15 protein-coding genes are annotated in these 19476 nt (G+C 64.0%); 12 read left to right on the forward strand and 3 right to left on the reverse strand.

The features are described from left to right. Positions 1–35: 35 nt before the first annotated feature. The gene (locus tag ACE3UG_RS05715) at positions 36–656 is read right to left on the reverse strand and encodes an NTP transferase domain-containing protein (protein ID WP_374620839.1); all 621 of its coding nucleotides are present in this window, start codon (positions 654–656) and stop codon (positions 36–38) included. A gap of 144 nt (positions 657–800) precedes the next feature. Here ACE3UG_RS05715 and ACE3UG_RS05720 point away from each other — a divergent pair, with 144 nt between their 5' ends. Beyond that, positions 801–1439, forward strand: a complete 639-nt coding sequence (locus ACE3UG_RS05720) for a YqaA family protein (RefSeq protein ID WP_374620842.1) — start codon at positions 801–803, stop codon at positions 1437–1439. A 203-nt stretch (positions 1440–1642) separates the two neighbouring features. Here ACE3UG_RS05720 and ACE3UG_RS05725 read toward each other — a convergent pair whose 3' ends face one another. Both ACE3UG_RS05725 and ACE3UG_RS05730 read right to left on the reverse strand, forming a co-directional pair. Further along, entirely contained in the window at positions 1643–3865 is a 2223-nt protein-coding gene (locus tag ACE3UG_RS05725; RefSeq protein WP_374620845.1) for a molybdopterin cofactor-binding domain-containing protein, read from the reverse strand. A 17-nt stretch (positions 3866–3882) separates the two neighbouring features. Beyond that, positions 3883–4341, reverse strand: coding sequence for a (2Fe-2S)-binding protein (locus ACE3UG_RS05730; RefSeq protein ID WP_374620848.1), 459 nt, complete (start codon positions 4339–4341; stop codon positions 3883–3885). 593 nt (positions 4342–4934) lie between these two features. Between ACE3UG_RS05730 and ACE3UG_RS05735 the strand changes: the two genes are divergently transcribed. The 11 genes from ACE3UG_RS05735 to ACE3UG_RS05785 all read left to right on the forward strand — a co-directional run bounded on the left by ACE3UG_RS05735 (position 4935) and on the right by ACE3UG_RS05785 (position 19378). Beyond that, positions 4935–8930 (forward strand): DUF3683 domain-containing protein, encoded by a 3996-nt coding sequence (locus ACE3UG_RS05735; protein WP_374620851.1) that lies wholly within the window; start codon positions 4935–4937, stop codon positions 8928–8930. 52 nt (positions 8931–8982) lie between these two features. Next, positions 8983–10671 carry a Na+/H+ antiporter gene (locus ACE3UG_RS05740; protein WP_374620854.1) on the forward strand — a complete coding sequence of 563 codons (1689 nt, stop codon included), beginning with the start codon at positions 8983–8985 and terminating at the stop codon, positions 10669–10671. Positions 10672–10730: 59 nt separating this feature from the next. Beyond that, the gene (locus ACE3UG_RS05745) at positions 10731–11177 is read left to right on the forward strand and encodes an HIT family protein (RefSeq protein ID WP_374620856.1); all 447 of its coding nucleotides are present in this window, start codon (positions 10731–10733) and stop codon (positions 11175–11177) included. 159 nt (positions 11178–11336) lie between these two features. Beyond that, positions 11337–11750 (forward strand): gamma-butyrobetaine hydroxylase-like domain-containing protein, encoded by a 414-nt coding sequence (locus tag ACE3UG_RS05750; RefSeq protein WP_374620859.1) that lies wholly within the window; start codon positions 11337–11339, stop codon positions 11748–11750. 60 nt (positions 11751–11810) lie between these two features. Continuing rightward, positions 11811–12545 (forward strand): bifunctional demethylmenaquinone methyltransferase/2-methoxy-6-polyprenyl-1,4-benzoquinol methylase UbiE, encoded by a 735-nt coding sequence (gene ubiE / locus ACE3UG_RS05755; RefSeq protein WP_374620861.1) that lies wholly within the window; start codon positions 11811–11813, stop codon positions 12543–12545. 326 nt (positions 12546–12871) lie between these two features. Beyond that, complete coding sequence (locus ACE3UG_RS05760) at positions 12872–13852, forward strand: Tim44 domain-containing protein (RefSeq protein ID WP_374620864.1); 981 nt, start codon at positions 12872–12874, stop codon at positions 13850–13852. Between the two features lie 144 nt (positions 13853–13996). Beyond that, on the forward strand, positions 13997–14632 hold the full coding sequence (locus tag ACE3UG_RS05765; RefSeq protein WP_374620867.1) for an SCP2 domain-containing protein: 636 nt from the start codon (positions 13997–13999) through the stop codon (positions 14630–14632). A 3-nt stretch (positions 14633–14635) separates the two neighbouring features. After that, the gene (gene ubiB, locus ACE3UG_RS05770) at positions 14636–16201 is read left to right on the forward strand and encodes a ubiquinone biosynthesis regulatory protein kinase UbiB (RefSeq protein ID WP_374620869.1); all 1566 of its coding nucleotides are present in this window, start codon (positions 14636–14638) and stop codon (positions 16199–16201) included. A gap of 17 nt (positions 16202–16218) precedes the next feature. Beyond that, positions 16219–16914 carry a methyltransferase domain-containing protein gene (locus ACE3UG_RS05775; RefSeq protein ID WP_374620872.1) on the forward strand — a complete coding sequence of 232 codons (696 nt, stop codon included), beginning with the start codon at positions 16219–16221 and terminating at the stop codon, positions 16912–16914. Positions 16915–17309: 395 nt separating this feature from the next. Next, positions 17310–18764 carry a sodium:solute symporter family protein gene (locus ACE3UG_RS05780; RefSeq protein WP_374620875.1) on the forward strand — a complete coding sequence of 485 codons (1455 nt, stop codon included), beginning with the start codon at positions 17310–17312 and terminating at the stop codon, positions 18762–18764. Between the two features lie 281 nt (positions 18765–19045). Continuing rightward, positions 19046–19378, forward strand: a complete 333-nt coding sequence (locus tag ACE3UG_RS05785; RefSeq protein ID WP_374620878.1) for an FmdB family zinc ribbon protein — start codon at positions 19046–19048, stop codon at positions 19376–19378. Positions 19379–19476 lie beyond the last annotated feature (98 nt).

A 19476-nucleotide genomic window follows, 5' to 3' on the forward strand; every position in this document is an offset into this window, starting at 1 on the left:
TTTCTCGGGAAAAACGGGAAAGCGGCGTGCGCGCCCTAACGAAGGTCGTCTGGGGTGTCGATGTCGCGCACGATTCCGGCGTCGTCGACATCGACGATCGTAATGTGCTCGCTAATCAACAGGTCGCGCGCGCCAATGTCGCCATCGAGGGCGATCAGGCGCGAAGTCAAGGCAGAACCGAACGCGACGGGATGGCCGCGTTGTCCCCGATAACTCGGCGCAACGATGGCGTCGGGCGACGTGAGGCCGCTGGCGATCGCGCGAATGGTGTTCGGGTGAATGTAGGGCATGTCGGCCAGCGCGACGAGCCAGCCGTCAAGATGCTCGAGCCCGGAGGGCGGGTCTTCGTCGACGCCCGACTGGATGCCGGCGGCCAGCGTTGCGCCCATGCCGCGCCGGGTGGCATGGCTCATTACGACTTCGCAACCCGCTTGCAACAACACGTTCTCCAACTCGGCCGAGTCCGGACGCACGACGGCGATGACGCGCGGCAACGCAGCCAGCAACGCATGCGCGCTGGCAAGGGCAACGGATCGGTTCAGGGGATCGCCCGGCAGCGGCGCAAGCAGCTTGTTCCGGCGCCCCGCCGCATCGAAGCGGCTACCGAGTCCGCCTGCCAGTAAAATGGCTACGGGCGGCATCGAGGGTCGGGTCATGGTCGTGCATTATGCGCCAGACTTTTCGTTTCTGCCAAACGCGCGTGCGCGCACTCGCACTGGATACGCCGACCGTCCGGTCGGTTGCAGTTGCACGCGCCGCCCGCTTTTTTTCATCCGCTTTTTGATTTTCTCCGGAGTCGCATGGAGTCGTTCATCTCCTGGCTGCTGGGCACGCTGGCACTGCCCGGCGTCGGCCTGCCCGCCATCTTCCTGGTGTCGTTCCTGTCGGCCACGCTCCTGCCCATGGGCTCAGAACCCGCGCTGTTCGGCTACGTCGCGCTCAATCCCCACATGTTCTGGTCCGCCATCGCCGTGGCCAGCGTGGGTAACACCGCCGGCGGTATGCTCAACTGGTGGATGGGCCTCGCCGCCCGACGCGCGTTCGTCCGCCTCAAATCGCGCCGTCGAGCACACGCCCGCGCCGCCGCGCTCTCCGGCAATATGACCGCTACGGCCGCTACCACCGCTACCACCGCTACCACCGGGAATGGCCCGAAGACCACCCCGCGCGTCACCACCAACCCACCGATGAACCAGCGCTATCACCTCTGGCTACGACGCTTCGGCCCCCCCCTTCTCCTGATCTCCTGGCTCCCCGTGATCGGCGACCCCCTTTGCTCCCTCGCCGGCTGGCTCCGCCTCTCCTGGCGCGCCTGCCTCGTCTATATCGCCATCGGCAAAACGCTTCGCTATATCGCCATCACCCTTCTCATGCTCCACGTACCCGACTCGTTCTGGCGCGGCATCTTCGCCCCCCTCAAACACCTTCTGGTCGGCTAACGCCCAATCCCGATGCCCCTCTCAACGCCCGAGTGGCCGGACCGGTGTCCCTTTCCGCCGCTCAGACATTGACCCAACTCGCTGCAGAAAGGGACACCGGTCCGACCTCCCGTCACCCCCTTTTCATCCCCCCACCCCGACCGCCATTTCCTTCCTCCTCGCGTTCGCGTTCTGTTTCTCTCTCTCTCTCTTCCTCTTCTTTTCTATGCCTTCGCCAAATCGAACGGCAACGCACGCACCCGCTTTCCCGTCAACGCGAATACCGCATTCGCATACGCCGGCGCCAACGGCGGCAATCCAGGCTCGCCCATCCCCGTAGGCGCATCCCCCGAACCCACAATGTGCACACTGATCGCCGGCATATCCGTCAATCTCGCCACAATGTACTGGTGGAAGTTGCTCTGCTCAACTTCCCCATCCTTCATCGTGATCGCCGCACCCGGTAACGTCGTCCCCAATCCCATCAACGCCGCGCCCTCAACCTGCGCCGCCACCGTCAACGGATTGACCGCGAAGTTGCAATGCACCCCCGCCGTCACACTCACCAACCGCGGTACCCCCTCCCGCATCTCCGCCACCACTACGTACGCAACGACTGAATCGAACGATTCATGCACCGCCACCCCCCACGCCTGCCCCTGCGCCAACCGTGTCTTCCCATAACCCGAACGCTCCACAGCCAACGCCAGCGCCTCCCGATGCCGTGGATGCTTGTCCCCCAGCAACCCATATCGATACGCCACCGGATCCTGCCCAGCATTCGTCGCCAACTCGTCGATCAACGTCTCCATCACGAACGCCGTGTGCGTGTTGCCCACGGAACGCCACCACAACACCGGTACGTTGACCTGCGGACTATGCAGCGTCAGTCGTAACGGCACCGCATACGGCGTGCCCGATACCCCCTCGACGCTCGTGCCATCAATGCCGTTCTTGACCATCATCTTTTCAAACGGCGTTCCCTGCAAAATCGACTGGCCCACAATGGTGTGATTCCACGCCAACACCTTGCCCCCGGCGTCAAGGCCAATTTCGGCGCGATGCACGTACATCGGACGGTAGTAACCACCATGGATGTCGTCCTCTCGACTCCAGATCACCTTCACCGGCTCACGATGCCCCGCCGCCCGCCACGCCTTCGCCACCTGCGCAGCCTCCACGCCATAGTCCGATGTCGGTACCGCCCGGCGCCCAAAGCCACCCCCCGCCATGAGGGTATGCAGTTTGACCTGCTCCGGCTTGAGATCGAGCGTGCGCGCAATCGCCGCCTGGTCGACAGTCTGGAACTGCGTGCCGGTCCATACTTCAGCCCCGCCGCCGGAGAGCTGCACCGTGCAGTTGAGCGGCTCCATCGGCGCATGCGCGAGATACGGGAAGCTATATTCGGCAACCAGCGTCTTGGGCGCACCCTTGAGCCCGGACACGTCCGCGTCAATGGCGACAATGCCCGGCGTCTTGGCCAGTTCCTTGAATTTCGCCAGTTGCTCTGTGGTGTCGACATGCGCTACACCACTGGTGTCCCACGTGGCGTTGAGCGCGTCACGCCCCGTCTTCGCCTGCCAGTACCCGTCGGCGATCACCGCCACGGCCGTGCCGCCACGGTCGTCAGGGATCTCCAGTACGTCACGCACGCCTTTGACCGCGCGCGCAGCCTTCGCATCGAAACGCTTCACCTTTGCCCCGAAAACCGGCGGACGCGCCACGACGGCCACTTTCAGGTTCGGTAGCTTGAAGTCCATGCCGTACATCGGCACACCCGTGGATTTGGCCCGTGCATCGAGCCGGCCCGTCGGCTTGCCAAGCAAGCGAAACGCCGACGGATCCTTGAGCGCGACGTCGGCCGGCACCGGCAGCGCCTGCGCCCGCGCAGCAAGACTGCCGTACGTGGCGCGCTGTCCGTTCGGACCCAAGACGACTCCGCCCTCGGTTCGCAATTGGGCGGCAGGTACTTTCCACTGCTGCGCGGCAGCGGCGACAAGCATGGCGCGCGCCGTCGCGCCAATGCGCCGGTATTGCAGCCACGAATGCGCGATGGAACCCGAGCCGCCCGTCATCTGAATGCCGAACATCGGGTCTTTATAGACGTCGGCTGCGGGTGCCAACTCGCCCCGTACCTTGGCCCAGTCGCAATCGAGCTCCTCGGCGACGAGCATGGGCAGGGCCGTCTGTACGCCCTGGCCGAAATCCAGCCGGTTGACCTGAATGGTGACCGTGTCGTCCGGGGCGATGTGCACGAAGGCCGAGGGCACGACGGGCACGGCCGCCGCCCCCTGCGCACTGGCGCTGCGCACGGCGCCAGGTAACGACAGTTCGAGCATGAGGCCACCCGCGGCCACTGCGGATGTCTTGAGGAACGCACGGCGGGTCAGGCCCGCGTAATCGCCCACGGCGACGCCGCGGCGCGGGGAAAAGCGAAGTTCACGCATGTTGGGGTCTCCTCGCCTCAGGCCAGCGACGCGGCAGCGTCTTTGATCGCCGCACGAATGCGGGCGTAGGTGCCGCAGCGGCAGATGTTGCCCGCCATGGCGGCGTCGATCTGCGCGTCGTTCGGCTGTTTGTTCTCGCGCAGCAAGGCCGTGGCGGACATGATCTGGCCGCTCTGGCAATAGCCGCACTGGGGCACGTCGTGTTTGACCCAGGCATTCTGCACGGCGCGCCCAACCGGGTCTGCGCCGACGTTTTCAATGGTGGTGATTTGCTTGCCCGCGACCGCAGAGACGGGGGTAATGCAGCTTCGGATGGGCGCGCCGTCCAGATGCACGGTGCAGGCGCCGCACAGCGCCATGCCACAACCGAACTTGGTGCCGGTCATGTTGAGCGCGTCGCGCAGGGTCCATAACAGGGGCGTGGCGGGGTCGACATCGACCTGCACGGGACGGCCGTTCAGTTGAAACGAGACCATAGAAACACCTCTTGGCGGGTGGATGAATCGGGGATCGGCAAAACATACTCCCATTCCGTGGAAATTTCAGCTTAGGGGTCCGTCGCAAGTCGCTGTTTGTCGATGGATATAGCGCTCGGCACGATTCGGGGCTGTCGGGCGCGCGCCGCAAGGCACCGGCGGTCGTGAACGTGGGGTCAACGCGGCGATGAGCCCGCCGAGGTGTCGGTCGCGCGTGGACTCCCCCCGAATGCCGCGACGGCTGCGTCAGTCGGCGGATTCGGTACGGCGCCGACGTGTTGCGGTGCAATGAAGTACAATTCGAGCTACATTCCCCTACCACCCTTTTCCCAAGCCGGAAGAAAGATCTGGGCATGCGCACCAACTGCCTCACCCCCCTGTGCTTCTGCTCGATGACTGGACACGATTCGTCATCGAGGTCTTGGCACGGCAGTCGTCGATCTCGCTGACCGCAGGTCGTCTGTTGCCGGCGCGCGCGCACCCGTCGCGCCTGCTGCCGGCATTCTTAGCGCATACCCGATTTTGACTTTCGGCGCGTCTCGCGAGACGAACGCCGACGGCGGATGCACCGCCGCATTGACGAGCCCGACAAGATGAACGCACCCTTGCCTGCCTTCGAGCCGCACGACGCCAAGCATGCCGTAGCTGCCCAGCCCGCGCGACTGCGCGAGATTCCCTATAACTACACGTCGTTTTCGGATCGCGAGATCGTCATACGCCTGTTGGGCGTCGACGCCTGGAACATTCTCGATGAACTCCGCGCAGAGCGCCGCACCGGCCGCTCGGCCCGCATGCTTTATGAAGTGCTCGGCGACATCTGGGTGGTTCGCCGCAATCCGTATCTGCAAGACGACCTGCTCGACAACCCGAAACGTCGCAAGCTGCTCATCGACGCGCTCGATCACCGTCTGAACGAGATCGACAAGCGTCGTCGCGCCGACGTGGCCGAGCACGCCGACGCCAACGGCCGCGAGCGCGCCGCCCGCGTCGAGCAACTGGAAGTGGCCGCACGTCGCGCCGTGGCAGATTTCGCCGACGAGTTCGCCAAGCTGGCCGAGCTGCGCCGTCGTGCGAAGAAGGTGCTGGGCCGTACGACCGCCCACGACAACATCAAGTTCGACGGCCTGTCGCGCGTCTCGCATGTGACGGACGCCACGGACTGGCGCGTGGAGTATCCGTTCGTGGTGCTCACGCCGGATAGCGAAGCCGAAATGGCGGCGCTGGTGAAGGGCTGCTTCGAACTGGGGCTGACGGTCATTCCGCGTGGGGGTGGTACCGGCTATACGGGCGGCGCGATTCCGCTCACGCCGTTCTCGGCCGTCATCAATACGGAAAAGCTCGAGCAGCTCGACGAGGTCGAGTATTCGCAGCTCCCGGGCGTCGATCAGCCGGTGCCGACGATTTTTTCGGGCGCCGGCGTCGTGACGCGCCGTGTGGCCGAGGCCGCCGAGCGCGCCGGTCTGGTGTTTGCGGTCGACCCGACGTCGATCGATGCGTCGTGCATCGGCGGTAACGTGGCCATGAACGCCGGTGGCAAGAAGGCCGTGCTGTGGGGCACCGCGCTCGATAACCTCGCGTGGTGGCGCATGGTCGACCCGCAGGGCAATTGGCTGGAAGTCACGCGCCTCGATCACAATCTCGGCAAGATTCACGACATTCCGGTGGCGCGCTTCGAATTGAAGTGGTTCGACGGCAATCAGGCGCCCGGCGCAGTGCTGCTCAAGACGGAACGGTTGGACATCGAGGGCAAGCGCTTTCGCAAGGAAGGGCTCGGCAAGGACGTCACGGACAAGTTCCTCGCCGGCCTGCCCGGCGTGCAGAAGGAAGGTTGCGACGGTCTGATTACGAGCGCGCGCTGGATTCTGCACAAGATGCCCGCGCACACGCGTACGGTGTGCCTGGAGTTCTTTGGTCAGGCGAAGGAAGCGATTCCGAGCATCGTCGAAATCAAGGACTACATGTTCGCGCAGACGGCTGCGGGCGGTGCAATTCTGGCCGGCCTCGAACATCTGGACGAGCGCTATCTGCGCGCCGTGGGCTATGCCACGAAGTCGAAGCGCAATGCGTTCCCGAAGATGGTGCTCATCGGCGATATTGTCGGTGACGACGATAACGCCGTCGCCCAGGCAACGTCGGAAGTCATTCGCATGGCCAACGGCAAGAGCGGCGAAGGCTTCGTTGCCGTGTCGGCCGAGGCTCGCAAGAAGTTCTGGCTCGATCGCTCGCGCACCGCCGCCATTGCGCGTCACACCAACGCCTTCAAGATCAACGAAGACGTGGTGATTCCGCTGCCGCGCATGGGCGAGTACACGGACCACATCGAGCGCATCAACATCGAACTGTCGCTCAAGAACAAGCTGCAGTTGGTCGACGCGCTCGAGACGTTCTTCGACGCCGGTAACCTGCCGCTGGGCAAGACGGACGACGCCAACGAAATTCCGTCGGCCGAATTGCTCGAGGATCGCGTGCAGACGGCGCTCACGCTGCTGCGCGACGTGCGCGCGCGCTGGACGTTCCTGCGCGATCATTTCGAATTGCCGCTGGCCGAAGCCATCCCGCTACTCAATCGTTACGGCGTTCGCGATCTCAACGTGGCGCTCAACGATCGTCTGAACAAGGAACCGCAGACGCGTCTCATCGACCTGCTGCAGGATCGTACGGTGCGTGTGTCGTGGAAGCAGGAGATCCGCGCCGAGCTGCGTCAGATCTTCGCAGGCGCAGAGTTCAAGCCAATCCTCGACGAAGCCCAGGCGATTCACAAGCGCGTGCTGCACGGCCGCGTGTTCGTCGCCCTGCATATGCATGCGGGCGACGGCAACGTGCATACGAACATCCCGGTGAACTCGGACAACTACGAGATGCTCCAGGATGCGCACAAGGCCGTGGCGCGCATTATGGCTATCGCCCGCTCGCTCGACGGTGTGATCTCGGGCGAGCATGGCATCGGCATCACCAAGCTGGAGTTCCTGACGCAAGAAGAGATCGGCGAATTCCGTGCGTACAAGCAGCGCGTCGATCCGCAAGGGCGCTTCAACAAGGGCAAGCTGCTCGACCTGCCCGATCTGCCCGCCGATTTGCGCAACGCCTATACACCCAGCTTCGGGCTGATGGGCTACGAGTCGCTCATCATGCAGCAATCGGACATCGGCGCGATTGCCGACAGCGTGAAGGACTGCCTGCGCTGCGGCAAATGCAAGCCGGTCTGCGCCACGCATGTGCCGCGCGCGAACCTGCTGTACAGCCCGCGCAACAAGATTCTCGCAACGTCGCTGCTCATCGAGGCATTCCTTTACGAAGAGCAGACTCGCCGTGGCGTGTCGATCAAGCACTGGGACGAGTTCAACGATGTGGCCGATCATTGCACGGTCTGCCACAAGTGCGTGACGCCGTGCCCGGTGAAGATCGACTTCGGCGATGTGACGATGAACATGCGCAATCTGTTGCGCAAGATGGGCAAGAAGAAGTTCAACCCCGGCGCCGCCGCCGGCATGTTCTTCCTGAACGCGACCAACCCCGAGACGATCAACATCACCCGCAAGGTGATGATCGAGTGGGGTTACAAGGCGCAGCGTTTCGGGGCGGATGTCTTCAAGAAGATCGCGAAGAAGCAGACGGCCCGCCCGCCAGCGACGGTGGGCAAGCCGCCGCTGCGCGAGGAAGTGATTCACTTCGTGAACAAGAAGATGCCGGGCAATCTGCCGAAGAAGACGGCGCGCGCGCTGCTCGACATCGAAGACAACAAGGTCGTGCCGATCATTCGCAATCCGAAGACCACCACGGTCGATTCGGAGGCGGTGTTCTACTTCCCGGGCTGCGGCTCGGAGCGGCTGTTCTCGCAGGTCGGGCTCGCCACCCAGGCCATGCTCTGGCATGTCGGCGTGCAGACGGTGCTGCCGCCGGGCTATTTGTGCTGCGGTTATCCGCAGCGCGGCTCGGGCCAAGGCGATAAGGCCGAGAAGATCGTGACGGACAACCGCGTGCTGTTCCACCGCATGGCGAACACGCTGAACTATCTCGACATCAAGACCGTGGTCGTGTCGTGCGGCACTTGCTACGATCAGCTCGCCGGCTATGAATTCGAGAAGATCTTCCCCGGCTGCCGCATCGTCGACATCCACGAGTATCTGCTCGAGAAGGACGTGAAGCTCGACGGCGTGAACGGCACGCGCTACATGTATCACGACCCCTGCCACACGCCGATCAAGACGATGGATCCAGTCAAGCTCGTGAACCAGTTGATGGGCAGCGAGAACGACGGCTACCAGATCGAGAAGAACGATCGTTGCTGCGGCGAATCGGGCACGCTGGCGGTCACGCGCCCCGATATCTCGACGCAAATTCGCTTCCGCAAGGAAGAGGAGATGCGCAAGGGCGCGGCGAAGCTGCGCGCGGACGGCAAGGTCAATGACGTCAAGATTCTGACGAGCTGCCCGTCGTGCCTGCAAGGTCTGTCGCGCTATAACGAAGACGCCAATGTCACGGCCGACTACATCGTCGTCGAGATCGCCCGTCACGTGCTGGGCGACGAGTGGCTGGTGGACTACGTCAAGGATGCGAACCACGGCGGCATCGAACGCGTGCTGGTCTGATGCCCCTCGCGGGGACACGGCCGATGCCTGAGCGACGGACCACGGAGGCGGCATGGAGGTAGTCTATACAGCACTCATGCTGCTGTTTGTCGTGGCGCTGACCGGCGTGCTGGTCAGCGTCGTGAAGTTTCTTCCGGTACCGCTCGTGCAGATCGCCGTGGGCGCCGCGCTCGCTTTTCCGGGCGCGGGGCTGCATATCGATCTCGACCCCGAGATCTTCTTCTTGCTGTTCATCCCGCCGCTGCTCTTCGCCGATGGCTGGCGCATGCCCAAACGCGAGTTCTGGCGCCTGCGCGTGCCGATCGTTACGATGGCGCTCGGCCTCGTGATCTTCACGGTACTCGGCGTGGGTTATTTCATCCACTGGATGATTCCGTCGATTCCGCTCGCCGTGGCGTTCGCGCTCGGCGGCGTGCTCTCCCCCACCGACGCTGTGGCCGTCTCCGCACTCACGGGACGCATGCAGATGCCCACGCGGCTCATGCATGTGCTCGAAGGCGAGGCCATGATGAACGACGCGTCGGGCCTCGTCGCTTTCAAGTTCGCTCTCGTGGCCGCGACCACGGGCGTCTTTTCCCTCGGTAACGCCACGTTTTCCTTCTTCGTCATCGCGCTCGGCGGTCTGCTCGCGGGATGGGCCGTGACGTGGCTGTTTACGCAGTTTCATCGCCGGGTGATGGCGGCGTCCATCGAAGAACCCGCGACGGTCGTGCTGCTTTTGCTGCTCTTGCCGTTCGCCGCTTATCTGGTGGCCGAGCACTTCGGCTTCTCCGGCATTCTCGCGGCCGTCGCCGCCGGAATGACGGTTAGCTCGACCGACCTGCTCAACACGCGCACGGCCACGCGCATTCTCGGCAACGGTGTGTGGTCGATGCTCGAATTCGTGTTCAATGGCGCGGTGTTCGTGCTGCTCGGCCTGCAATTGCCCGATATCGTGCGCGCGGCGCTGCGCCCGAGCGAGCATCGCTGGGCAATGCTGCTCAATCTCGGTGAATTGATGTTCTATGTCGGCGCGATTTCAGCGGTGCTGATTGTGCTGCGCTTCTGCTGGGTGTGGGTGGCATGGCGCGTGATGTATTTCCTCGGCATGCGACGCGGCGAAATCACGATGAAACCGGGCATGCGCTTTACCGGGGTGACGGCCCTCTCCGGTGTGCGCGGGGCGGTCACGCTGGCCGGTGCGCTCTCGGTGCCGCTCGCCCTGCCGGGCGGCGCGCCGTTCCCCGCACGCGATCTGCTGATTTTTCTGGCCGCCGGTGTCATTCTGCTCTCGCTCGTCGGCGGCAGCGTCGGTTTGCCGGTCCTGCTGCGCGGCGTGCGCTGGCCGCGCGAGGACCCACGCAATCGCGAGATGGGCGAGGCGCGCCTTGCCGCCTCGGAGGCGGCGATCCGTGCCGTCGAGTCGTTGCAGAAAGTGATTGCGAAATCGGCTGATGAACTCGACACCGCTGTGTGCGCCGAAGCGGCAGCGCGGGTGATGGGCCGGTATCGTCGCTCGCTCAACGCGTCGACCGCCACGGACGAGGTGCGTGAGCGCGCAGTGCGCGAGGTCGAAGTCGAGCGCCGGCTGCGCGCTGCCGCCCTGCAGGCCGAGCGGGTGGAACTGTCGCGTTTGCGCATTTCCCACCGCATCAATGACGAGACCTTGCGAGAATTGCTCAGCGAGATCGATTTCGCCGAACTCGCACTCGGGGCCGTCGATCCGGCCACGGGCAAACGTCGCAGACGCAAGGCGCGCTGACGCAAACGGTCAGCGGGGAATTCGCCCAATGGCAGGCAAACGAAGGGAGAAGAACGATCATGGAATGTCCGTTTTGCACCGGTGGCGGCGGTGAAGTCGTATGGCGCGACCCGGTGCTGCGCGTGGTGCTGGCGAACGAGAACGGCTATCCGGGCTTCGCGCGAGTGATCTGGCATGACCATGTCGCGGAAATGAGCGATCTGCCCAACGCCGCGCGCGAGCATGTGATGCGTGTCGTGTTTGGCGTCGAGACGGCGCAGCGCAGTGTCATGTCGCCCGACAAGATCAACGTGGCGAGTCTGGGCAATTGGGTGCCGCATGTGCATTGGCACGTGATTCCGCGTTATCGCGATGACGTGCATTTTCCCGGCTCGGTCTGGAGCGCGCCGCAACGCGAGCTGCCTGGCGCGGTGCTCGCGCAGCGCGCCGCCCGGCTGCCCGCGCTGTGCGAGGCTATCGTGGCAGAATTGGACCGTGTCCCGGCATGGCCGACGCGACCCGCATGAGCTGCATGCGCAGCAGGGCCCGCCGCCCCACGCGCCTCACGCGATCCGCATGCCCCGCATGACCCACATGACCTACATGACCGTTAGGTCCTGAGCGGCTATACTGCCGGCCGGTGTGTCGCATGTCGGCACACCGACCGATTTTTCTGGAGCACGACAATGGCTGGGTTGGAGAAAGACACGCCGATTCCCGTTTCCCTGACGCTGCATCGCGCATCGAAGGTGCTGGAACTGGGTTACGAGGACGGCAAACATTACCGCCTGCCGTTTGAATTCCTGCGCGTGCTCTCGCCGTCGGCCGAAGTCCGTGGGCACGGTCCTGGGCAGGAGACGTTGCAAACCGGCAAGCGCGATGTCGAACTGAACGGCCTCGAGCCGATCGGCAACTACGCGGTGCGCCCCGTCTTTTCGGACGGCCACGACACAGGCATCTATTCGTGGGATTACCTCTACGATCTGTGCGTTCGTCAGGACGCGCTGTGGCAGGAATACCTGGACAAGCTCGCGGCCGCGGGTGTCGATCGCGACACGCCGATGCCATCGCCGTCTGCCGGTGGCTGCCACCACCATTGAGGTCCCGGCGGCGCGCACGTTCAAGCGTGGTGCCCGCCTATGTGAATTTGGGAGATTGCAATGGGCCAACAGACCCACTTCGGTTATGAAACCGTCGACGAGAAAGAGAAGGCCGGCAAGGTTGCCGAGGTGTTCCATTCGGTCGCGAGCAAGTACGACGTCATGAACGACCTGATGTCGGGCGGTCTGCACCGGATCTGGAAGGCCTTCACGATCGGACGCGCCGCCGTGCGCCCAGGCTTCAAGGTGCTAGACATCGCGGGCGGCACGGGCGACCTCTCGAAGGCGTTCGCGCGCGCCGCCGGCCCGACCGGCGAAGTCTGGCTCACCGACATCAACGAATCCATGCTGCGCGTGGGCCGCGATCGCCTGCTCGACGCCGGCATCGTCACGCCGACCCTGCTGTGCGACGCCGAGAAGCTGCCGTTCCCTTCGAATTATTTCGACGTGGTGACCGTGGCGTTCGGCCTGCGCAACATGACGCACAAGGACGCGGCGCTCGCCGAAATGCGTCGCGTCATCAAGCCCGGCGGCAAGGTCATGGTGCTGGAGTTCTCCAAAGTCTGGCAGCCGCTGGAAAAGGCTTACGACACCTATTCGTTCAAGGTACTGCCATGGCTCGGTTCGCGCATCGCGGGCGACGCCGACAGCTATCGCTATCTGGCCGAATCGATCCGCATGCACCCGGATCAGGAAACGCTCAAAACGCTGATGGAAACGGCGGGCCTCGAGCGCGTGGAGTACCACAACCTGACCGCTGGTGTCGTCGCGCTTCACATCGGACGAAAATTCTGAGTGCGCACTCACTGACCTGACGCGGCCCAGCGCCCCCGATTGCGGAGGAATGCCGCGCCGGGGCGTTTTGCCGGTGCTCTCGTTGCGGCGCGTGCGCTCGGCACGCTTGCTCTAATAACAAGCTCCAATAGCAAGCTCCAATAGCAAGCTCCAATAGCAAGCTCCAATAGCAAGCTCCAATAGCAAGCTCTAATAACAAGCTAATTCTCCTGTGGCAGAATCGGCCGTCGCTTGATCCGGTTTTAATACATAAAAAGGTGATGAACCATTCGGGTTGCGGTGTGTCCATACACAGCAACCTATAACTCCACGGAGAGACCAGAACGATGTTCCAGTTCCTGAAAAACAAGCTGTTGTTGGGCGTTGTAGCCGGCGTAGTCGCGGTCGGCATGACGATCGCAGACGCCGACGCCAAACGCGTTGGCGGCGGCCGGAGCATCGGCAAGCAGTCCAACAGCGTGACGCAGCGCCAGCAAGCGCCGCAGCAACCGTCGCAGGCGACCCCGGGTGCTACACCGCAGCAAGCCGCGCCGGCCGCAGCCGGTGCCGGTGCCGCAGGGGCGGCCGCTGCCAAGCCCGCCAACCGCTGGCTCGGACCGATCGCCGGTCTGGCGGCAGGCCTCGGCATCGCGGCATTGCTCTCGCACTTCGGTCTGGGCGGTGCATTTGCCAGCATGATGGCCAACATCATCGTCATTGCGCTGATCGCCTTCGCCGTGATGTGGCTCATTCGTCGCTTGCGCGGCAATAAGTCGCAGACGCAGACACCTGCCTATGCAGCCGCAGGCAATGACGCCTCGAACAACACGCTGCGTCAGGCGTGGGACAGCCAGTCGCAACCGACGTCGCAACCGACATCATCGGCCCAGCCGTCGCTGTCGGCCGTGCCTGCGGTCGGTGCCGCCGCTGCCGCTGCAGCCGTGCCGTTCGGTGTGCCCGCCGATTTCGACGCCGACGGTTTCCTGCGTAGCGCCAAGGTGTACTTCAACCGTCTGCAAGCCGCATGGGACAAGGGCGATCAGGCCGATATCAACGAGTTCACCACGCCGCAGATGTTCGCGGAAATCAAGATGGACCTCGAAGAGCGCGGCAAGTCGGACAATCGGACGGACGTCGTGCAACTCGACGCTGAATTGCTCGGGATCGAGCAATCGGCCACCGAATACGTGGCGAGCGTCCGTTTCTCGGGCCTGATCCGCGAAGCGGAGGGTGCGCCGGCCGAGCCGTTCAACGAAGTGTGGAATCTGACGAAGTCGGCGGCCGGTAACGGCGGCTGGGTGCTCGCCGGAATTCAGCAGCTCAGCTAAGCAAGCGCCGTTTTTGTCCTAACCTGCCTTACAATGAGAGCCCGCGTTTGAAGCGCGGGCTCTTTTGTTTTTGCCGTTCGCAGATCGTTGGCGGGCGGCGTCCTTGGGTGCGACCGGTGTTCTGCGCCGGCCGGCCGTCAAACCATGACCGTAGCCGCCAAAGCCTTTGCCGCCACCGTGAACCATTTGCTTGCCCGTGAACCCTGGGCACGCGAGCGCCTGCGCCATCACATCGGTGCGTCTGCCCGGCTGGCGATGTCGGCAATCGACGTGCGCCTGCGTGTGGGCGATGACGGCTACCTCGTCGCCGCAGACGCCGATCTGCCCTGCGACGTCAGCATCTCCGTGCCAGCCGCGGCGCTCGCCGATTTTGCCGGCGGCGGTCAGGCCGCCGTGATGCGTCACGTCAAGATCGAAGGCGACGCCGAGTTTGCCAACACCGTGTCGTATCTTGCCCAGCACCTGCGCTGGGAGGTGGCCGAAGACCTGAGCAAAGTGATCGGCGATGCCGCTGCCCATCGCGTGACCGAGACCGGCAAGGCGGCCGTGGCTGAGGCGCGCCGTACCGGTGGCACCCTGGCGCGATCGCTCGCCGATTATCTCGTTGAAGAGAATCCGCTGCTTGTGGCGCGCCCGCGCCTCGAGGCGATGCGCGTCGATATCGGCACGCTGCGTGACGACCTCGCGCGGCTCGAGAAGCGCATCGAGAAGCTGGAACGCCGCAAGGGCGCGCGCGACGGCGCGCCTGCCTCGGTAGCTCGCACCTCCGGAGGCCGCTGACCGATGCGTCTCCTGCGTCTGATCAAGATCTTTCTCGTGTGCTATCGCTACGGGCTCGACGAGTTGGTGCTTTCCAGCATTCCCCATCCCTTCGCGCGCGGATTGCTGCGCGTGCTGTCGTTCGGACGCAGCGGCCTGAAAGCCCCGCGCGGAGAGCGATTACGTCTGGCGCTCGAATCGCTGGGGCCGATTTTCGTGAAGTTCGGGCAAGTGCTCTCGACGCGCCGCGACCTGATGCCGCCCGATATCGCCCAGGAACTGGCGCGTTTGCAGGATCAGGTGCCGCCGTTCGATCCCGACGTCGCGCGCGCGAGCATAGAGAAGTCGCTGGGCCACCCGCTCGAAGAAGCCTTCGTGGCATTCGAGCGCACGCCGGTGGCGAGTGCGTCCATTGCCCAGGTGCACTTTGCGCGTGTTCGCGAAGGCGAGCACGCCGGCAAGGAAGTCGCCGTCAAGGTGCTGCGCCCGAACATGCTCGGCGTGATCGACAGCGATCTGGCGCTCATGCGCGATCTTGCCGGTTGGGTGGAGCGGTTGTGGCCCGACGGCAAGCGGCTCAAGCCGCGCGAGGTGGTCGCCGAGTTCGACAAGTATTTGCACGACGAACTCGATCTGATGCGTGAAGCCGCCAACGCCGCGCAGCTTCGCCGCAACTTCATCGATTCGGGCATGCTCATGGTGCCTGAGATCTATTGGGAGTTCAGCTCCAGTTCCGTCCTCGTGATGGAGCGCATGCACGGCGTGCCGATCAGCCAGATCGACGTGCTGCGCGAGGCCGGTGTCGACCTCAAGAAGCTCGCCCGCGAGGGCGTCGAGATCTTCTTCACGCAGTTCCTGCGCGACGGCTTCTTTCACGCCGACATGCATCCGGGCAACATCCTGGTCAGCCTCGACCCCGCCACCTTCGGCCGCTACATCGCGCTCGACTGCGGCATCGTCGGCGCGCTGTCCGAATTCGACAAGAACTACCTCGCGCAGAACTTCCTCGCCTTCTTCCGCCGTGACTACCATCGGGTGGCGTCGCTGCATCTGGAGTCGGGTTGGGTGCCGCAGGATACGCGTGTCGAAGAACTCGAAGGGGCGATTCGCGCAGTCTGCGAACCGTACTTCGACCGGCCGCTCAAGGAAATTTCGCTCGGACTGGTGCTCATGCGCCTGTTCCAGACGTCACGCCGCTTCAATGTCGAAATCCAGCCGCAGCTTGTGTTGCTGCAAAAGACGCTGCTCAATATCGAAGGACTCGGTCGTCAGCTCGATCCGGATCTGGACCTGTGGAAGACGGCCAAGCCGTTCCTCGAGCGGTGGATGGCCGAGCAGATCGGCCCGCGCGGCTGGTTCGACCGTCTGAAGGCCGAAGCGCCACAGTGGAGCAAGACGATGCCGCAATTGCCGCGGCTCATCCATCAGGCGCTCGCTGCCCACGCGCGTCTTCAGGACGACACCGTGCTGCTCGCATTGCTGCAGGAGCAACGCCGCACGAACCGGCTGCTGACGGGAGCCTTCTGTCTGGTGGGCGGGATCGCCATCGGCGTGTTGGCGGCGTTCGTCTGGCTCTACGGGCCATTCTGACCTTCATGGAGCCCACCGTGCCATACGTTGTTCGACCGTTTCGCGGCACGCCCGCCGCGCCTCGTGACGATGATTGTCCCGCGCAGGGCGGTGCGCCCGCAGCGCCAGCGGTCCCGTCGCCGTCGTTCGCCCATCGCGATCCGTCGCAAGCGGCATTCTGGGACGAGCGGTTTGCAAGCGCCTTCATGCCGTGGGACGCGGCCGGCGTTCCGCAGGCGCTGCGAGACTTCGTGGCAGGTGAAGGCGCGCCGCGTGCCACGCTGATCCCCGGCTGCGGTGCCGCGTATGAGGCTGCATGGCTCGACGCGCAAGGCTGGCCGGTGAGGGCCATCGATTTCGCACCGGTCGCCGTCGATTCGGCCAAGGCCCGGTTGGGACCGCAGGCGGCGCTCGTCGAACAGGCGGATTTCTTTACCTATGCGCCGCCATTCGCGCTCGACGTGATCTACGAACGCGCGTTTCTCTGCGCCTTGCCCCGCACGCTCTGGCAGGACTACGCACGCCGGATGGCCCAACTATTGCCGCATGGGGGGCGTCTGGCCGGTTTCTTCTTCCTGAAGGAAACGCCGAAAGGCCCGCCGTTCGGCATCGCGCCGGCGGCGCTCGACGCGCTGCTCGGTCAGGACTTCGTCTGCGAGGCCGATCGGCTTGTCGACGACTCGGTGCCGGTCTTTGCCGGGGCCGAGCACTGGATGATCTGGCGCCGGCGCTGAACGTCGATCTGACGGGGGGCGCATTGGCCGTGGCGGAATCGCATCTGCCGATCGTGCGTGCCAATTGCATGCAAAGTTACCTCAGACGATAGGCAATTCCCGATATTTGTATCGATCGGTCGCGAAGATCGTTATTTTCTTCCCCGCTCGCTGTGCACGCCGCTATAATCGGCCGAAAATTTTTCCGGCAGGTGGCAAAAACGGGCGCCCCCGCACGCTGAGTCGCATCAGCCCCGTCATGCACGACCTGATTTTCTGTTGCCCGGAAGGCTGCGGCCCAAGGCTCGGCATCGTTAGCGGTTAGCGCGCACGGCGGCCCTCTCTGGCCGGATCACGCTCGCCGCTGACGCCGCCATGCCACGGCCGTCGCCCTGGGGATTGGCTGGGGCCGCGTTATGCTGATCTGGTTTGTCATTCTGTATTGGGTCATTTCGGTGGCCATCGGGCTGTTCGCCGCCCTCAAGGTCCGTAATACCAAGGATTTCACCGTCGCCGGGCGCCGTCTGCCCTACGGGATGGTCATTGCCGTCGTGTTCGCGACATGGTTCGGCTCGGAAGCCGTGCTCGGCATTCCGGCCACCTTCCTCAGCGAAGGGCTGCGCGGCGTGGTCTCGGACCCGTTCGGTTCGTCGATGTGTCTGGTGCTTGTCGGCGTGTTCTTCGCCCGCAAGCTGTATCGCATGAACCTCATGACGATCGGCGACTTCTACAAGCTCAAGTACAACCGCACGGTCGAAGTGGTGACGAGTATCGCCATCGTGATCTCGTACCTCGGCTGGGTTGGCGCGCAGATCAAGGCGCTCGGTCTCGTGTTTCACGCGGTGTCCGGCGGCGCGATGTCCGAGCCGACGGGCATGATCGTCGGTGCCGTCTCGGTGCTGGCCTACACGCTGCTCGGCGGCATGATCTCGGTGGCCGTGACCGACTTCATTCAGATGATCATCATCGTCGTGGGGCTCGTGTACATCGCCGTGGAAGTCTCCGGCATGGTGCCGGGCGGGGCGGGCGCAGTGATCGCCCACGCGTCGCAGGCCGGTAAGTTCGTATTCCTGCCAGCGCTGAATCCGGCCGATGTGCTGGCGTTCATCGCGGCGGGCGTTACCATGATGTTCGGCTCGATTCCCCAGCAGGACGTGTTCCAGCGCGTGATGTCGTCCAAGTCGGAAAATGTGGCGGTCGCCGGTTCGGTGACGGGCGGCGTGCTGTACTTCTTCTTCACGTTCATCCCGATCTTTCTGGCTTACTCGGCGCTGCTGATCGCCCCGTCGATGGTGGAAAAGCATATCGGTACCGATCCGCAACAGATTCTTCCGCAGTTAGTGCTTACTAGCGTTCCGGTTGTCGCACAGGTGATGTTCTTCGGCGCACTCCTCTCGGCCATCAAGAGCTGCGCATCGGCCACACTGCTTGCGCCATCGGTGACCTTCGCCGAAAACATCATCCGCCCGATGCTCAGGGGCCACATCGACGACAAGCACCTGCTTCGACTCATGCGCATTGTCGTGCTGTGCTTCACGGCGCTCGTGCTGGTGTACGCGCTGAATTCGACGGCGTCGATCTTCCATATGGTCGAGAGTGCGTACAAGGTCACGCTCGTGTGCTGCTTCGTGCCACTGGCGTTCGGCCTGTACTGGAAGCGTTCGAGCTCGCTGGGCGGCACGCTCGCAGTGTTTTGCGGCCTGATCGTCTGGATTGGCTGCGAAGTTCTGGTGCCCGAAGCGCTGGTGCCGCCGCAATTGGCCGGTCTGATGGCCTCGATCGCGGGCATGGTCATCGGCTCGCTCCTGCAGCCCGCATCGCAGCGCGGCCAGGGTGCCGGTCCGGCGGAGCCGCGGGTTTCGACGATCTGATCGTCCCGGCAGGCCATGCCACAAAGATGGCGCGTTTGCTGACGTTTACCCATCGGACGCGAGGGGAGACGTCGGCCGACGAAAGGGCGACCGTTGACCGCGCTTTGCCGTATAGGACGGTTCTCGCCGCGATTGGGCAGATCCCGCATACGTTAAATGCGGCAACGTCTTGCCTTGATCTTGCATCGCTGCGGCCCCATATATCTGCGGACAAAACCCGAAAGCCTTGTGAAGCGGTTATAATTCAAGGCTTTGCGCGCCTTTTTCCGTCGGAAAGAACCATGCCTATCTATGCCTATCGTTGCGAAACATGCGGTTTCGCCAAGGATGTGCTGCAAAAAATGAGCGATGAACCGCTCTCCCAGTGCCCGGAATGCGGCAAGGACACGTTTCGCAAGCAGGTGACTGCGGCCGGGTTCCAGCTCAAGGGTTCGGGGTGGTATGTGACTGACTTCCGCGGCGGCACGAGCGCACCGGCGTCGGGCGCGGCGTCGGCCGCGGCGGCACCGGCAGCGTCGTCGAGCGAGAGCACGTCGTCCACGTCGTCGTCGTCCGGCGGCGAGGCGTCGAGCGCGCCGGCAGCAAGCTGCGGCGGCGGTTGCGCCTGCCACTGATATCGAAAAGCCGGTGTGCGCCGGGCCCAGCGGCCCGCCGTGCGGTAGTACCGATACGCCCCGCTGATACCCCGTAGCCGCCCACATTCGCGAGTCCT

This window comes from Pandoraea sp. (assembly GCF_041919235.1).
Classification (GTDB): Bacteria; Pseudomonadota; Gammaproteobacteria; order Burkholderiales; family Burkholderiaceae; genus Pandoraea.

Coding starts and splice junctions, on each gene's coding strand:
- ACE3UG_RS05715 (WP_374620839.1), bottom strand. CDS start 656: ATGACCCGACCCTCGATGCCGCCCGTAGCCATTTTACTGGCAGGCGGA.
- ACE3UG_RS05720 (WP_374620842.1), top strand. CDS start 801: ATGGAGTCGTTCATCTCCTGGCTGCTGGGCACGCTGGCACTGCCCGGC.
- ACE3UG_RS05725 (WP_374620845.1), bottom strand. CDS start 3,865: ATGCGTGAACTTCGCTTTTCCCCGCGCCGCGGCGTCGCCGTGGGCGAT.
- ACE3UG_RS05730 (WP_374620848.1), bottom strand. CDS start 4,341: ATGGTCTCGTTTCAACTGAACGGCCGTCCCGTGCAGGTCGATGTCGAC.
- ACE3UG_RS05735 (WP_374620851.1), top strand. CDS start 4,935: ATGAACGCACCCTTGCCTGCCTTCGAGCCGCACGACGCCAAGCATGCC.
- ACE3UG_RS05740 (WP_374620854.1), top strand. CDS start 8,983: ATGGAGGTAGTCTATACAGCACTCATGCTGCTGTTTGTCGTGGCGCTG.
- ACE3UG_RS05745 (WP_374620856.1), top strand. CDS start 10,731: ATGGAATGTCCGTTTTGCACCGGTGGCGGCGGTGAAGTCGTATGGCGC.
- ACE3UG_RS05750 (WP_374620859.1), top strand. CDS start 11,337: ATGGCTGGGTTGGAGAAAGACACGCCGATTCCCGTTTCCCTGACGCTG.
- ubiE (WP_374620861.1), top strand. CDS start 11,811: ATGGGCCAACAGACCCACTTCGGTTATGAAACCGTCGACGAGAAAGAG.
- ACE3UG_RS05760 (WP_374620864.1), top strand. CDS start 12,872: ATGTTCCAGTTCCTGAAAAACAAGCTGTTGTTGGGCGTTGTAGCCGGC.
- ACE3UG_RS05765 (WP_374620867.1), top strand. CDS start 13,997: ATGACCGTAGCCGCCAAAGCCTTTGCCGCCACCGTGAACCATTTGCTT.
- ubiB (WP_374620869.1), top strand. CDS start 14,636: ATGCGTCTCCTGCGTCTGATCAAGATCTTTCTCGTGTGCTATCGCTAC.
- ACE3UG_RS05780 (WP_374620875.1), top strand. CDS start 17,310: ATGCTGATCTGGTTTGTCATTCTGTATTGGGTCATTTCGGTGGCCATC.
- ACE3UG_RS05785 (WP_374620878.1), top strand. CDS start 19,046: ATGCCTATCTATGCCTATCGTTGCGAAACATGCGGTTTCGCCAAGGAT.